The 14,692-nt window shown below is 71.4% G+C and carries 16 protein-coding genes; 15 read left to right on the top strand and 1 reads right to left on the bottom strand.

Translation table 11 applies throughout. The features are described from left to right. The 10 genes from hemC (at position 1) to ACZ7PG_RS15125 (ending at position 8,932) form a co-directional block, all read left to right on the top strand. On the top strand, positions 1 to 930 hold the full coding sequence (gene hemC / locus ACZ7PG_RS15170) for a hydroxymethylbilane synthase (RefSeq protein WP_470239657.1): 930 nt from the start codon (positions 1 to 3) through the stop codon (positions 928 to 930). 86 nt (positions 931 to 1,016) lie between these two features. Further along, positions 1,017 to 2,549, top strand: coding sequence for a bifunctional uroporphyrinogen-III C-methyltransferase/uroporphyrinogen-III synthase (locus tag ACZ7PG_RS15165; protein WP_470239656.1), 1,533 nt, complete (start codon positions 1,017 to 1,019; stop codon positions 2,547 to 2,549). A 153-nt stretch (positions 2,550 to 2,702) separates the two neighbouring features. Beyond that, positions 2,703 to 3,674 (top strand): porphobilinogen synthase, encoded by a 972-nt coding sequence (hemB, locus tag ACZ7PG_RS15160; protein WP_470239655.1) that lies wholly within the window; start codon positions 2,703 to 2,705, stop codon positions 3,672 to 3,674. A gap of 18 nt (positions 3,675 to 3,692) precedes the next feature. Beyond that, a complete protein-coding gene (locus ACZ7PG_RS15155) occupies positions 3,693 to 4,250 on the top strand; it encodes a hypothetical protein (RefSeq protein ID WP_470239654.1) in 558 nt (185 codons plus the stop codon). Next, positions 4,247 to 4,693 carry a hypothetical protein gene (locus ACZ7PG_RS15150; protein WP_470239653.1) on the top strand — a complete coding sequence of 149 codons (447 nt, stop codon included), beginning with the start codon at positions 4,247 to 4,249 and terminating at the stop codon, positions 4,691 to 4,693. The genes ACZ7PG_RS15155 and ACZ7PG_RS15150 overlap by 4 nt, the downstream gene beginning before the upstream one ends. A 13-nt stretch (positions 4,694 to 4,706) precedes the next feature. Continuing rightward, the gene (locus ACZ7PG_RS15145) at positions 4,707 to 5,045 is read left to right on the top strand and encodes a hypothetical protein (protein WP_470239652.1); all 339 of its coding nucleotides are present in this window, start codon (positions 4,707 to 4,709) and stop codon (positions 5,043 to 5,045) included. Between the two features lie 62 nt (positions 5,046 to 5,107). Further along, positions 5,108 to 6,406: an efflux RND transporter periplasmic adaptor subunit gene (locus tag ACZ7PG_RS15140; protein ID WP_470239651.1), complete on the top strand. Its 1,299-nt coding sequence runs from the start codon at positions 5,108 to 5,110 to the stop codon at positions 6,404 to 6,406. Next, a complete protein-coding gene (locus ACZ7PG_RS15135) occupies positions 6,403 to 7,116 on the top strand; it encodes an ABC transporter ATP-binding protein (protein WP_470239650.1) in 714 nt (237 codons plus the stop codon). The genes ACZ7PG_RS15140 and ACZ7PG_RS15135 overlap by 4 nt, the downstream gene beginning before the upstream one ends. Beyond that, positions 7,113 to 8,318, top strand: a complete 1,206-nt coding sequence (locus tag ACZ7PG_RS15130; RefSeq protein ID WP_470239649.1) for an ABC transporter permease — start codon at positions 7,113 to 7,115, stop codon at positions 8,316 to 8,318. Before ACZ7PG_RS15135 ends, ACZ7PG_RS15130 begins: the two co-directional genes overlap by 4 nt. A gap of 11 nt (positions 8,319 to 8,329) precedes the next feature. Next, complete coding sequence (locus ACZ7PG_RS15125) at positions 8,330 to 8,932, top strand: hypothetical protein (protein WP_470239648.1); 603 nt, start codon at positions 8,330 to 8,332, stop codon at positions 8,930 to 8,932. On the opposite strand, the gene ACZ7PG_RS15120 is transcribed toward ACZ7PG_RS15125, so the two are convergent. Then, positions 8,929 to 9,405: a TspO/MBR family protein gene (locus tag ACZ7PG_RS15120; protein WP_470239647.1), complete on the bottom strand. Its 477-nt coding sequence runs from the start codon at positions 9,403 to 9,405 to the stop codon at positions 8,929 to 8,931. The two genes, ACZ7PG_RS15125 and ACZ7PG_RS15120, sit on opposite strands and share 4 nt — an antisense overlap. 153 nt (positions 9,406 to 9,558) lie before the next feature. On the opposite strand from ACZ7PG_RS15120, the gene hemL reads away from it, so the two are divergent. From hemL to resB, 5 genes are all read left to right on the top strand, one after another. Then, a complete protein-coding gene (hemL, locus tag ACZ7PG_RS15115) occupies positions 9,559 to 10,860 on the top strand; it encodes a glutamate-1-semialdehyde 2,1-aminomutase (protein WP_470239646.1) in 1,302 nt (433 codons plus the stop codon). Next, positions 10,857 to 11,483: a histidine phosphatase family protein gene (locus ACZ7PG_RS15110; RefSeq protein ID WP_470239645.1), complete on the top strand. Its 627-nt coding sequence runs from the start codon at positions 10,857 to 10,859 to the stop codon at positions 11,481 to 11,483. Before hemL ends, ACZ7PG_RS15110 begins: the two co-directional genes overlap by 4 nt. Then, entirely contained in the window at positions 11,480 to 12,049 is a 570-nt protein-coding gene (locus tag ACZ7PG_RS15105; protein ID WP_470239644.1) for a redoxin domain-containing protein, read from the top strand. Before ACZ7PG_RS15110 ends, ACZ7PG_RS15105 begins: the two co-directional genes overlap by 4 nt. Positions 12,050 to 12,326: 277 nt before the next feature. Continuing rightward, positions 12,327 to 13,100, top strand: a complete 774-nt coding sequence (locus tag ACZ7PG_RS15100; RefSeq protein WP_470239643.1) for a cytochrome c biogenesis CcdA family protein — start codon at positions 12,327 to 12,329, stop codon at positions 13,098 to 13,100. Then, entirely contained in the window at positions 13,097 to 14,692 is a 1,596-nt protein-coding gene (gene resB / locus ACZ7PG_RS15095; protein ID WP_470239642.1) for a cytochrome c biogenesis protein ResB, read from the top strand. The genes ACZ7PG_RS15100 and resB overlap by 4 nt, the downstream gene beginning before the upstream one ends.

Below are 14,692 nucleotides of genomic sequence, written 5' to 3'. Positions count from 1 at the left end.
ATGGGCACGCGTGGTTCGAAGCTCGCGCTCGCCCAGACCGGGACCGTCGCCGACGCCCTGCGCGCCACCGGCGCCGAGGTCGAGATCGTCAAGGTGACCACCCCCGGTGACCAGTCCTCCGCGCCGATTCCCACGATCGGGGTCGGCGTGTTCACCTCGGCGCTGCGGGAAGCCTTGCAGCGCAACGAGGTCGACGTCATCGTCCACTCGTACAAGGATCTGCCGACCGCGCCGGAGCCGGGCATCTCGCTCGCCGCCGTGCCGCCGCGCGCGGACCCGCGGGACGCTCTGATCGCTCGGGACGGGCTGACCCTGGGCGAGCTGCCGCCGGGCTCCACGGTGGGCACGGGCTCGCCGCGGCGCACCGCGCAGCTGCGCGCGCTGGGTCTCGGTTTGGAAATCGTGCCGATTCGCGGCAATATCGACACCCGCATGCGCAAGGTCACCGACGGCGAGCTCGATGCCGTGGTGCTCGCGCGTGCCGGACTGGCCAGGGTCGGACTGGCCGAGGCGATCACCGAGACCCTCGACCCGATCCAGATGCTGCCCGCGCCCGCCCAGGGCGCGCTGGCGGTGGAGTGCCGGGCCGCCGACGTGGACCTCGAGCACCTGCTCGCATCCACATTGGACGACGAGGGCACGCGGGCCGCGGTGACGGCCGAGCGTGCTCTGCTGGCCGCGCTCGAGGCGGGGTGCAGCGCGCCGGTGGGCGCGCTCGCCGAGATCGTCGAAGATCTCGACGCCGAGGGCAAGGTCGTGGAACGGATCTCGCTGCGCGGCACCGCCGCGGTCGACGGCGAGGACGGCGCGGTGGACATGGTCCGGGCCATCGCGCTGGCCGACAAGCACCAGGCCGCCCAGCTGGGCAAGGACCTGGCCGCCGAGCTGCTGGACCTCGGTGCCGGAGCCCTCTCCGGCCCCGCTCAGTAGCGCTCTCGCGAGCGCTTCGAAAAGAGACGTAGGAGACCTGCGTCCGTGCATTCGCGCACGGCCGCCGCAAGAGGAGAAACGCACAGATGACCCCCGCGCGAAAGACCACCGGGCGCGTAGCGTTCGTGGGCTCCGGGCCCGGCGACGCCGGCCTGCTCACGGTCCGTGCCCAGGAACTGCTCGCCAAGGCCGAGGTCGTGGTGACCGACCCCGACGTGCCCCAGGCCGTGCTGGCCATGGCGGCGGAGGGCGCCGAGGTCCGGCCCGCCGTCGGCGAGGCCACCGAGGTCGCCAAGGACCTCACCGCCGAGGCCAAGGCCGGCCGGCTGGTGCTGCGCCTGATCTCGGGCGACCCGCTGACGACCCCGGCCGTGGTGGCCGAGGTGCAGGCGGTCGCGCGCACGAGCGCCGTGTTCGACATCATCCCGGGCGTCTCGCCGGGCGCGGCCGTCCCGGCGTACGCGGGCGTCGCGCTGGGCGGCACGCACACCGAGGTCGACGTCCGCGGCGACGTCGACTGGGCGGCACTGGCCGCCTCGCCCGGCCCGCTGGTCCTGCACGCGACGTCGGCCCACCTGGCCGAGGCCGCGTCGGCGCTGACCGGCAACGGCGTCCCGGCGTCGACCCCGGTCGCGGTGACCGCGAACGGCACCATCAACACCCAGCGCACCCTCGACACCACGCTCGAGAAGGTCGCCAACGACGCGGGCGAGCTCGTCGGGCCGCTGATCGTCACGATCGGCCAGGCCGCCGGGCACCGCTCGAAGCTGTCCTGGTGGGAGTCGCGCGCGCTGTACGGCTGGAAGGTCCTGGTGCCGCGCACCAAGGAGCAGGCCGGCGAGATGGCCGAGCGCCTGCGCGGCCACGGCGCGACGTCGCACGAGGTCCCGACGATCTCGGTCGAGCCGCCCCGCAGCCCGGCGCAGATGGAGCGCTCGGTCAAGGGCCTGGTCGACGGCCGTTACCAGTGGATCGTCTTCACCTCCACCAACGCGGTCCGCGCGGTGTGGGAGAAGTTCGAGGAGTTCGGGCTCGACGCTCGTGCGTTCTCCGGCGTGAAGATCGCCTGCGTCGGCGCGGCCACCGCGGAGAAGGTCCGCTCGTTCGGCATCATCCCCGAGCTGGTCCCGTCGGGCGAGCAGTCGTCGGAAGGCCTGCTGGCCGAGTTCCCGCCGTACGACGACGTGCTCGACCCGGTCGACCGCGTGCTGCTGCCCCGGGCGGACATCGCCACGGAGACCCTGTCGGCCGGCCTTCGCGAGCGCGGCTGGGAGATCGACGACGTGACGGCCTACCGGACCGTCCGGGCGGCGCCGCCGCCCGCCGAGACCCGCGAGATGATCAAGACCGGCGGGTTCGACGCGGTCTGCTTCACCTCGTCCTCGACCGTGCGGAACCTGGTCGGCATCGCCGGCAAGCCGCACACCCGCACACTGGTCGCGTGCATCGGCCCGAAGACGGCCGAGACCGCGGTGGAGTTCGGGCTGCGGGTCGACGTCCAGCCGGAGAAGGCGGACGTGCCGCACCTGGTGGACGCGCTGGCTGAGCACGCCGCGCGGCTTCGCGCGGAGGGTGCGCTGCCGCCGCCGCGGAAGGCGAAGCGGGCTCGTCGCTCCTGAGGATCTGCAGTTCGTGAAGGCCGTCCCGGTTCGCCGGGGCGGCCTTCACGGCTTTCGGCGCCGCTGGTCGCGGCCGGTGCGCTCACCGATCGGAAAGGGCCGCTGAGCACCCTTGCGGAACGCCGCCTGCCCGGGCGGGGGTAACTTGGAAGGGTGTTCCCAGAGCATCGTCCCCGCAGGCTCCGCACCACCCCGGCCATGCGTCGCTTGGTGGGTGAGACGACGCTGCGGCCACGCCAGCTGATCCTCCCCATGTTCGTCGCCGAAGGGCTCGATGCTCCGAAGGCGATCTCGAGCATGCCGGGTGTCGTGCAGCACACCCGTGACACGCTGCGGAAGGCCGCCGTCGACGCGGTCAACGCCGGGGTCGGCGGGCTCATGCTCTTCGGCGTCCCCGAGCACCGCGACGCCGAGGGCTCCGGGGCCGTCGACGAGAACGGCATCCTCAACGTCGCCCTGCGCGACCTGCGGCACGAGCTCGGCGATGCCACCGTGCTGATGGCCGACACCTGCCTCGACGAGTTCACCGACCACGGCCACTGCGGCGTCCTCGACGCCGACGGCGGGGTCGACAACGACGCCACCCTGCGCCTCTACGCCGAGATGGCCGTCGCGCAGGCCGAAGCCGGGGCGCACGTGCTCGGGCCGTCCGGGATGATGGACGGGCAGATCGGCGTCATCCGCCGGGCGCTCGACGAGGTCGGCCACAGCGACAAGGCCATCCTCGCCTACGCCGCGAAGTACGCCAGCGCCTTCTACGGCCCCTTCCGCGAGGCCGTCGACTCGCAGCTCAAGGGCGACCGCAAGACCTACCAGCAGGACCCGGGCAACGCCCGCGAAGCGCTGCGCGAGATCGAGCTCGACCTCGCCGAGGGCGCGGACATGATCATGGTCAAGCCCGCGCTGTCCTATTTGGACGTCATCAAGGCGGCCGCGGACATCTCCCCGGTGCCGGTGGCGGCGTACAACATCTCGGGCGAGTACGCGATGGTCGAGGCCGCCGCGGCGAACGGCTGGCTCGACCGGGAACGCACGGTCCTCGAGGTGCTGACGTCGATCCGCCGCGCGGGCGCCGACATGATCCTCACGTACTGGGCCGCCGAAGCCGCTGCCTGGCTGGACTGACCAGCTATATTCACCCGCGTGGCGGACAGTAATCCCGAAAAAGCTGACACCGAAGACCTCAGCGGTCTGACCGACGACGAACGGCGCAAAAAGGGCCGCTCGCCGGACCCGCTGATGCCGGGGCAGAAGGCGCCGAAGGCGACACCGCCGCGGCCGGTGGCCATCTCGTTCTGGCTGTGGCTCGTCGGTGGCGTGGTGCTGATCCTCAGCTACGTCCAGCTGCTGACCAGCAAGTCCGCCGTCATCGACCAGTACATCAGGGGCACCACGGACCCGAAGTACACGCCGCAGATGATCGCGGACGGCGTCACGACGCTGCTGTGGTACCTGCTCGGCGGGTCGATCGTGTTCGTGCTGCTGTTCCTGCTCTTCGCGTACAAGGCCCGCGAGGGCACGCGCTCGGCCCGGACGGTGCTCACGATCCTGCCGATCGTGATGGTGCTGCTGATCATGGTCGTCGCGCCGATCATCAACTACCTGACGCTGCTCGGGGTGCTGCTGTTCGTCATCGCGGTGATCCTGATGTACCTGCCGTCGGTGGCGGCCTACTTCCCGAAGGCCGGCCGGAAGCCGTGAGCGACCGGCTCTACGCCGAGTCCGGCGTGAGCTGGGCCGCCATCGTCTGGGGCCCGGTGTTCGCGCTCGTCGGCGCGCTGGCCGAGCTGGCGACGGGCGGGCCGGTGCACGTCGTCGGCTGGCTGATGGTCGGCGCCGGGCTGTGCGCGATCACGGTGCCGTGGGTCTACGCGCGGCGCCGGTTCCTGTCGCTGGAAGTCACGACGAAGCAGCTGCGCCAGGGCCGGGAGAAGGTCGCGGCGGACCAGCTCGCGTCGGTGACGGACGTCGGCGTGCCGGTCGGGGCGCGGGTGCTCGGCGGCGGCTGGTCGGTCCCGCGCAAGTACGACTCGCTGCCGGTGGAGCTCGCGGACGGCACGATCGTCCTGGCGTGGGCGAAGGACGTCGAAGCCCTCCAGGACGCGCTGGACCGGCTCGTGCGGGCGACGCCGAAGGAAGCATGAGAAAATCGCTCCCGTGATCGACCTTCCGCAGCCCACCGGGGCCGAACTCTGGCCGCCGGAAGAAGCCGGCCCCCGGGATCGGCTGCACAAGCCTTGGCGGGCGCTCGTCGCCGCCGTGGAAGTCGTGCTCGCCGTCGCCGCCGGGTGGGCCGCCTACGCGCTCTGGCACGGCGGGTCCGCCACCGTCGTCACGCGCACCGACGACGGCGCGATCCTGGAGTCGCACCGGTACTTCGGCGGCATGCTCGCCGCCGCCATCGGGCTCGGGACCGTGGCCGCGCTCCTGCTGGTCGACGCGGTGCGTCAGCTCTCGCTCGCGGTCCGTGCGCGGCACCCCAAGCCGAAGGCCTGATACACAGCTCCCGCACAGGGAACGAACAGTCAATTGCTAAACAGCGGCGACACTGTTGCCGCATGACGCGCGTGCGTGCCTCGAAGGCATGGGTGATCAACGGTGCTCTGGTCGTACTGCTGGCCGGAGCGGCTTTCGGGATATATCAGGCATTCAGCCCCGAACCGAGCACGGCGCAGGCGCAGACGCGCAGCACTCCGGTGCGCCGCGCGACGGTCACGGAGACCATCTCCGCCGCCGGGACGCTCGCCAGCAGCTACACCGGCGCGGCGAACTTCTCGAGCGCGGGCAAGGTCACCTCGATCGACGTGAAGGTCGGCGACGTCGTGAGCGCCGGCCAGAAGCTCGCCACGATCGACGGCACGCAGGCGTCGAAGCAGCTTCAGGTCGCGAAGGCGAACCTCGCGGTCGCGCAGGACAGCCTGGACTCCGCCGAGGACGCCGAAGACACCCCCACGACCGGGCAGAACAGCCAGAACTCCCAGAACAGCGCGCAGTCGGCCGCCAACAGCGTCACCTCGGCCCAGGCGAAGCTGGACCAGGCCCAGCTCGACGTCCAGACCGCGCAGGAAACCCTCGACAACACGACGCTCTACGCGCCCGGCGCCGGCACGGTCACCGCGGTCAACGGCACGGTCGGGCAGCAGTCCTCCAGCGGCTCGGCTTCGAGCAGCAGCTCGCAGTCGTCGTCCAGCGGCAGTGGCCAGGGCGGGCAGGGGTCGAACTCCAGCTCGACGTCTTCGTCGAGCAGCTCCAGCAGCGGCTTCATCACCATCACGAACATGACCGGCCTGGTCGTGAACACCTCGGTCGCCGAGATCGACGTCAGCAAGGTCAAGGCGGGCCAGAAGGCCACCGTGACGCTCAACGCGCTGCCGGACAAGCCGGTCCAGGCGACCGTCTCCAGCATCAACCTGACGCCGACCACGAGCGGCAGCGTCGTGTCCTACGGCGCGCAGCTGGCCCTGACCGACCCGCCGGACGGGCTGCGGCCCGGCCAGTCGGCGAGCGTCGTCATCACCGTCGCCTCGGCCGAAAACGCGCTGAGCGTGCCGGCCGCGGCCGTGACGACCGCCGGCAACACCAACGTCGTCACCGTGCAGGAGAACGGCGCGAACGTCACGCGCCAGGTGCAGGTCGGCATCCGCGGCGAGTCGACGGTGCAGATCACATCCGGCCTGACCGAGGGCGAGAACGTCGTGCTGACCGCGACGGCCGCGACCGGCACCGGGGGCACCGGCCGGACCGGCGGCACGGGTGGCACCGGCGGGTTCCCCGGCGGCGGGACCGGGGGCTTCCCCGGCGGCGGCACGCGCACCGGCGGCACCGGCGGCACGGGTGGCTTCGGCGGCCGCGGGTGAACCCGGTGATCGCGGTCTCCGGACTGCGCAAGACCTACGGCGCCGGTGAGACGGCCGTGCACGCGCTGCGCGGCGTCGAGCTCACCGTGTGGCCCGGCGAGTACGTCGCCATCATGGGTGCCTCGGGCTCGGGCAAGTCGACGCTGCTGAACATGCTCGGCTGCCTCGACGTCCCGACGTCCGGCCAGTACCTCCTGGACGGGTTCGGCGTCGGGAAGCTGAACGAGCGGCAGTTGTCCTTGCTGCGCAACCGGAAGATCGGCTTCATCTTCCAGTCGTTCAACCTGGTGCCGCGGACGTCCGCGCTGTCCAATGTGGAGCTTCCGCTCGTCTACAGTGGACTGCGCCGGTCCGAGCGACGTCGCCGCGCGCTCGCGGCGCTCGACATGGTCGGGCTGTCCGACCGCGCCAAGCACCTCCCCAGCGAGCTGTCCGGCGGGCAGATCCAGCGCGTCGCCGTGGCGCGGGCGCTGGTCACCGGCCCGGCGATGCTGCTGGCCGACGAGCCGACCGGCAACCTGGACCGCCGCAGCACCGCGGACGTCCTCGGCGTCTTCGACCGGCTCAACCAGCTCGGGCGCACCATCGTCGTCATCACGCACGAGGACGAGGTCGCCGCGCACGCGCACCGCGTCGTCCGCGTGGACGACGGCCTCATCGTGTCGGACGAGGTGACCCGCGTGAGCGGCACCGTCGGAGCGGTCTCGTGAACTTCTTCGAAATCCTGCGCTTCGCCGTCCGCGGGCTCACCGCGAACAAGCTGCGCTCGGCGCTCACCACGCTCGGCATCACCATCGGTGTCGCGGCCGTGATCCTGCTCGTCGCGGTCGGCAACGGCGCGTCGGCGGCCATCGCGGCCAGCATCCAGGGCCTCGGCACGAACGTCGTCAACGTCTCCCCGGCGCGCGGCGGCGGGCAGGGCGCGTCCGCGCGGCCGCTGACCGTCCAGGACGCCCACGCGCTCGTCGACCCCATCGGCGCGCCGGACGTCAAAGCCGCCTCGCCGGTGGTGAACACGACGGCGACCGCGACCTACGGGCAGACGTCGTACGACATCTCCAGCGTCGCCGGCACCGAACCCGCGTACTTCGCGACGACCAACCGCGACCTCGCCGAGGGCCAGCTGTTCACGAGCGAAGACGTCACGGCCGCGCGCAAGGTCGTCGTCCTCGGCCCGACGACGGCGGAGTCGATCTTCGGCAGCAGCACCGCCGCGGTCGGTAAGAACGTGCTGCTCAACAGCATCCAGTTCACCGTGATCGGCGTGCTGCAGGCCAAGGGCAGCACCGGCCTGCAGAACGCCGACGACGTCGCGATCGCCCCGATCTCGGCCGTGCAGAACTCCCTGGCCGGCTACGGCAGCCTCAGCCAGATCGCCGTCCAGGCCACCAGCGCGGACTCCGTGTCGCTGGCCCAGTCCGAGATCACCGCGATCCTCAACGCCCGCCACGGCATCCGGCTCGGCGGCACCGCCGACTACCAGATCCAGAACTCCGAGCAGCTGCTCGCGACGCGGACGTCGGCCACCGAGACGTTCACCGTGCTCCTGGCGGCGGTCGCGGCGATCTCCCTGCTGGTCGGCGGGATCGGCGTCACCAACATCATGCTCGTCACGGTGACCGAGCGGATCCGCGAGATCGGCATCCGCAAGGCCATCGGCGCCCCGCGCTCGGCCATCCTCGGCCAGTTCCTCGCCGAAGCGACCATGCTCAGCCTGTTCGGCGGGCTGCTCGGCGTCGCGATCGGGCTGATCGGCAGCCGGTTCACCATCTCCGGGATCAAACCCGTCGTGGTGCCCTCGTCGATCCTGCTCGCCTTCGCGGTATCCGCCCTGATCGGGCTGTTCTTCGGCAGCTTCCCGGCGAACCGGGCCGCCAAGCTGCGGCCGATCGACGCCCTGCGTCACGAATAAGGAGTTCCTCGATGTCTTCGTCCACGACGACCCCGCCGGGATCGGCGCCGCAGGACGAGCCGACGGCCGTCCTCCCGGCCGTCGAGCCGACGGCGGAGCAGATCATCGCCAGCCCGGCGGTCGGCGGTGACCTGAACGCGGAGATGCGCCGCGCCGCGAAGCCCTTCTCCCGCAGCACGCTGGTGCTCGCCGGGCTCGTGGTGCTGGCGATCGCGTTCGGCGGCGGCGCCTGGACGCACGCGGCGTTCGGCTCGTCCTCCTCGACACCCACCGGGCGCCAAGGCGGCACCGGCGGGAACGGCGGGAACCAGACCGGCGGCCCGGGCGGCACCGGCCAGACCGCCGGCACCGGCCAGCAGGGCGGCGGCTTCCGCGGCGCCGGCGGCCGCGGCATCACCGGCACCGTCGACCACGTCGACGGCACCACGGTGTACGTGAAGACCGCGCAGGGCACCGACGTCAAGGTGTCCACATCGGACTCGACCACGGTCGGCGTCACCCAGCAGGGCAAGCTTTCCGACCTCAAGCCGGGCTCGACGGTCGTCGTCCAGGGCCAGGCGGGCGACGACGGGACGGTGGCCGCGCAGGCCATCACCCAGCAGGCGGCGCGCTAGTTGAGCGTGACGATCGCGGTGTTGAGCGCCGTCGCGTAGAGGATCCAGGCGAGGTAGGGCACCAGCAGCGCGGCGGCGACCTTCGAGCGGCGGGCGAACAGGACGATCGTCACGACCACGACGACGTCCAGCACGATGATGTCGACCAGCGCCGCCGTCGCCGCGCCGCCCTCGAAGAACAGCGGCGTCCACAGCAGATTGGCGAGCAGGCCGATGCCGTACGCGGCGAAGCCCCGGGTTTCGCCGTCGGTGCGCCAGTACAGCCAGCCGGCCAGCGCGATCATGACGTACAGGACCGTCCACACCGGACCGAAGAGGGACGAGGGCGGTGCCCACGGCGGCAGCTCGAGCCGCGCGTAGACGTCCTTCGCGGAGACCGCGGCCAGGGCACCGACCACGGCCACCACGGCGACGACGCCGAGGAAGCAGGCCAGCACCAGCCACGGGTTGCGCTGTGACACACGTTCGGTCACCGGCTGTTCCCCTCCCGGGCGGCGTCCGGCCATCCTAGGGCGGTTTGCCACACTGAACCTCATTCTGGTTAGGCCGGCGCTACGGATCGTGACCGGTCCGCGTACGGTGCCCTCTCGCGCCGGCCGACGGCTGAATGAGGTTCACTGGACCTCGTGAGCACTGGAACCGAGCAGTCCAAGGCATGGTTCGAACGCGCGAAGGCGGCCATCCCGGGCGGGGTGAACTCGCCGGTCCGGGCGTTCAACTCGGTCGGCGGCACCCCGCGGTTCATGGTCCGCGGCGAGGGCCCGCACCTGTGGGACGCCGACGGCAACCGCTACGTCGACCTGGTGTCGTCCTGGGGCCCGATGATCCTGGGCCACGCGCACCCGCACGTCGTCGAGGCGGCGCGCGCGGCGGCGACGTCCGGGCTGTCGTTCGGCACCCCGACGATCGGCGAGGTCGAGCTGGCCGAGGAGATCATCGGCCGGGTCGAGCCGGTCGAGCGGGTCCGGCTGGTCAACTCGGGCACCGAGGCCACGATGAGCGCGATCCGGCTGGCCCGCGGCTTCACCGGCCGGTCGAAGATCGTGAAGTTCGCCGGGTGTTACCACGGTCACGTCGACGCGCTGCTCGCCCAGGCCGGCTCCGGCGTCGCGACGCTCGGGCTGCCGACGTCGCCGGGCGTCACCGGCGCCCAGGCCGGGGACACGCTGGTGCTGCCCTACAACGACCTCGACGCCGTCCGGAAGTCCTTTGCGGACAACCCGGGCGAGATCGCCGCGGTGATCACCGAGGCCGCGGCGGGCAACATGGGCGCGATCGCGCCGGACGAAGGCTTCAACGCTGGCCTGCGCGACATCGCCCACGAGAACGGCGCGTTGCTGGTCATGGATGAGGTGATGACCGGGTTCCGCGTCTCGCGCGCGGGCTGGTTCGGCCTCGAAGGCGTGGCCGGCGACCTCTACACGTTCGGCAAGGTGATGTCCGGCGGGCTGCCGGCCGCGGCCTTCGGCGGCCGCGCCGACGTGATGGCCAAGCTGGCCCCGGGCGGGCCGGTCTACCAGGCCGGGACGCTGTCCGGGAACCCCGTCGCGGTGGCGACGGGCCTCGCGACGCTGCGCGCGGCCGACCACGCCGTGTACGCGGCGCTCGACGCCAACGCGAAGCGCCTCGGCGACCTCTTCCGGCGTGAGCTGAGCGCCGCCGGCGTCGCGAACCACGTCCAGTACGCGGGCAACCTGGTCAGCGTGTTCTTCGGCGACCAGGCGGTGCGTGACTACGCGGGCGCGCAGGCGTCCGAGACGTGGCGCTACCCGGCGTTCTTCCACGCGCTGCTCGACGCGGGCGTGTACGGGCCGCCGAGCGCGTACGAGGCCTGGTTCGTCAACGCGGCCATGGACGACGAAGCGTTCTCGGTGATCGAAGCGGCCCTGCCGGCGGCGGCTCGCGCGGCGGCGGAGGCGGTCAAGTGACCACGGTCGTCCACATGCTTCGCCACGGCGAAGTGCACAACCCCGAGAAGATCCTCTACGGCCGTCTGCCGGGCTACCGGCTGTCCGAGCGTGGGCAGCGGCAGGCGCTGACGGTCGCCGAGGCCGTCGCGGGCCACGACCTCGTGCACGTCGTCGCGTCGCCGCTGCAGCGCGCGCAGGAGACGGCGGGCCCGATCGCGGCGGCCCACCGCCTCGACATCGCGACCGACGAGGGCCTGATCGAGGCCGGCAACCAGTTCGAGGGCCTGCACGTCGCGGTCGGCGACGGCGCGCTGAGCGAGCCTCGCCACTGGCCGAAGCTCGTGAACCCGTTCAAGCCGTCGTGGGGCGAGCCGTACCTCGAGATCGCGCACCGGATGCTCGGCGCGGTCCACCGGGCCAGGGAGGCGGCTCTTGGTCACGAGGCTTTGTGCGTGTCGCACCAGCTGCCGATCTGGACGCTCCGGCGGTTCCTCGAAGGCAAGAAGCTGTGGCACGACCCGCGGCGCCGCCAGTGCTCGCTGGCGTCCCTGACGTCCCTGGTCTTCGACGGCGACGAGCTGCGCGAGATCGTCTACAGCGAGCCCGCCGGAACGACCGACCCCAAGGTGACCGGGGCATGAAACGGCTGGTCATCGGGGCCGTGGCGGTGCTGGCGCTGGCCGGCTGCAGCGCGGGCAAGGACGCGGTGGTGCAGGGGAGCAGCTTCAGCTTCGTCTCCCCGGGCGGCAAGGTCGACATCACCTACGACGTCGGACAGCGCCAGACCGCGCCGGTGCTGGCGGGCGACGACCTGATGAACGAGGGCAAGCAGCTGTCGCTGGCGGACTTCCCGGGCAAGGTCGTCGTGCTCAACCTGTGGGGCCAGTGGTGCGGGCCGTGCCGCACGGAGGTCCCGGAGCTGGAATCGCTGGCCAAGCAGGCACCGGCCGTCCAGGTGGTGGGCATCGACGTCCGCGACCCCGCCCGCGAGGTGGCCCAGGACTTCGTCCGCGACCGCAAGCTGACGTACCCATCGATCTACGACCCGGACGGCCGGGTGCTGCTCAAGCTGAGCGGCTACCCGCGCAACATCATCCCATCGACGATCGTGCTGGATAAGCAGCACCGCGTGGCGGCGGTGTTCTTGCGGCCGGTGCTGTCCCAGGACCTCCTCCCGGTGACGCAGCGCCTGGAGAAGGAAGCCTGATCGGGGGAGCCCGGCAGCCGAAGGCGGAACCGGCACCCACCCAGACCCCGCCCACCACCCCGATCCGAAGCCAGAACACGGACGGGAGTGCCGGGTCAAGGCATCTTTCCCGCCTTGACGCGGTGCTGCCGTCCGTAGTCACAATCGGGCTTCGGGGTGGTGAACCACCGCACAGCCGCCGAAACCACCGGGACCTACGTCCTGAACTGCTGTGACCGAGGTCCTGTGAACCGGCCCCGGAGTTCTCACCAGGACCTCACTGCCTACCCTCAATGCCGTGAACTCCGTGACCGAGCTGGCGATCTCCGGACCGCTGCTGCTCGCCGCGGGCGTCGCGCTGCTGGCCGGGACGATCTCCTTCGCCTCGCCGTGCGTCGTGCCGCTCGTGCCGGGGTACCTCGCGTACCTCGCCGCGCTCGTCGGGGCCGATGCTCCCGCCGTCAGCGGTGATGAGGAGCGCAAGAAAGGCCGGTGGGCCGTCCTCGGGGCCGCCCTGCTCTTCGTGCTCGGGTTCACCGTCGTCTTCGTCGCCACGCTGGGCACCCTCGTCTGGCTGGCCGACACCCTCACCCTCAACCAGGACCTCCTCCAGCGCATCGGCGGCGTCCTGACCATCGCGATGGCGCTCGTCTTCCTCGGCTGGATCCCCGGGCTGCAGCGCGAGGTCCGCTCGCACCGCGTCCCCGGCGGTGGCATCTGGGGCGCTCCGCTGCTCGGTGCGATCTTCGGCCTCGGCTGGACGCCCTGCATCGGCCCGACGCTGTCCGCCGTCACCACGCTGGCCAGCGCGACCGGCGGCGCCGAGGCCCGCGGGTACCTGCTGATCGCCGTCTACTGCCTCGGCCTCGGGGTGCCGTTCCTGCTCATCGCGCTCGGCGCCCGCTGGGCCGTGCGCGCCACCGACTGGGTGCGGCGGCACGGCCGCCAGGTGCAGATCTTCGGTGGCGCGATGCTGATGATCGTCGGCATCCTGCTGGTCACCGGCGTGTGGGGAGACCTGACGGGCTGGCTGCGCAACGAGCTCGCCGGCAACCTGGAGCTGCCGCTGTGACGACCACGGAGGCACCCCCCAAGACCCCGCAAGGCCCCACGCCCGCGAAGCGGACCTTCGCCTTCCTGCGCAACACCTGGCGCGGCCTGACGTCGATGCGCACCGCGCTCGTCCTGCTCTTCCTGCTCGCGCTGGCCGCGCTGCCGGGCGCGCTCCTGCCGCAGCGGAAGCTCAACGCCCCCAAAGTTGACGAGTACATCGCCGCCCACGGCTGGTGGGGCACCCTGCTCGACAAGCTCGAGTTCTACGACGTCTACTCCAGCATCTGGTTTTCGGCCGTCTACCTGCTGCTGATGATCTCGCTGGTGGGCTGCCTGGCCCCGCGCAGCTTCGACTACGTCAAGGCGATGCGCGCCAAGCCGGTGCTGACCCCGCGCAACCTCGCGCGGATGCCGCACTACCGGCTCGGCCGCGGCAAGACCGACGTTTCCGCCGAGGTCGCGGCCGTCCACAAGCAGCTGTCCGGCTGGCGCCGCGTCGAGCGCGAAGAGGCCGGCGGCGTCCGCACGATCTCCGCCGAACGCGGGTTCCTGCGCGAGACCGGCAACCTCGTCTTCCACTTCAGCATGCTCGGCCTGATCGTGTTCTTCGCGCTGGGCAAGCTCTACGGCTACGAGGGCCAGGTCATCGTCCAGGCCGACGGCGACAGCTTCTGCAACTCCGGCATCTACAACTACGACTCCTTCAACGCGGGCCTGCGCGTCGACGGCACCGACCTCGACCCGTTCTGCGTGAAGGTCAACGACTTCACCGTGCGGTACACCCCGGCGGGCGAGCCGGAGTACTACCACGCGAACATCCAGTACCAGTCCGGGCCGGACCTCGACACGAACACCTGGCGCCCGTACGGCCTCGAGGTCAACTCGCCGCTGCGGACCGCCGGTGACCGCGTCTACCTGCTGGGCCAGGGCTACTCGCCGCAGTTCACGGTGACCTTCCCCAACGGCGACAAGCGCACCCAGAACACCCAGTGGCGCACGGTCGACCCGACCACGATGCTCGCCGAGGGCGCGACGAAGTTCGACCAGCCCGGCGTCACCGACGAGGTGCAGCGGCGGACCCGCCAGCTCGCCATCACCGGCCTGTTCGCGCCGACGGCGTTCCTGCACGGCAACGTCCTGACGTCGTCGGCGCCGGAGCTGGACGACCCCTCGGTCGCCGTCGACATCATGCGCGGCGACCTCGGTCTGGACGCCGGGCGCGGCCAGTCGGTGTTCGAGATCGACCAGTCGCTGGTGGACGACGGCAGGCTGAAGAAGATCGCCCGCGAGAACATGAAGGTCGGCCAGGAGATCAAGCTCGACGACGGCACAAAGGTCCGCTTCGACGGCGTCAACCACTGGGTCTCCCTGCAGGTTTCCCACGACCCCACCCAGGGCTTCGTGCTCGGTTTCGCCATCTCGATGTTCCTCGGCCTCGGCGCGTCCCTGCTGGTCAAGCGCCGTCGGCTGTGGGTGCGGGTGAAGCCGGGGACCGAGAACGACCCGGGTACCGTGATCGAGGTCGCCGGGCTGGCCCGCACCGACCAGGCGGGGTACGGCGAAGAGTTCCACCGGATCAGCGAGCGCCTGATCAGTGGTCAGAAGGGCTGA

This window comes from Amycolatopsis sp. NPDC114504, assembly GCF_055633595.1.
This window is presented reverse-complemented; position numbering and strand designations above follow the sequence as displayed.

Coding starts and splice junctions, on each gene's coding strand:
- ACZ7PG_RS15165 (WP_470239656.1), top strand. CDS start 1,017: ATGACCCCCGCGCGAAAGACCACCGGGCGCGTAGCGTTCGTGGGCTCC.
- ACZ7PG_RS15140 (WP_470239651.1), top strand. CDS start 5,108: ATGACGCGCGTGCGTGCCTCGAAGGCATGGGTGATCAACGGTGCTCTG.
- ACZ7PG_RS15125 (WP_470239648.1), top strand. CDS start 8,330: ATGTCTTCGTCCACGACGACCCCGCCGGGATCGGCGCCGCAGGACGAG.
- ACZ7PG_RS15105 (WP_470239644.1), top strand. CDS start 11,480: ATGAAACGGCTGGTCATCGGGGCCGTGGCGGTGCTGGCGCTGGCCGGC.
- hemC (WP_470239657.1), top strand. CDS start 1: ATGGGCACGCGTGGTTCGAAGCTCGCGCTCGCCCAGACCGGGACCGTC.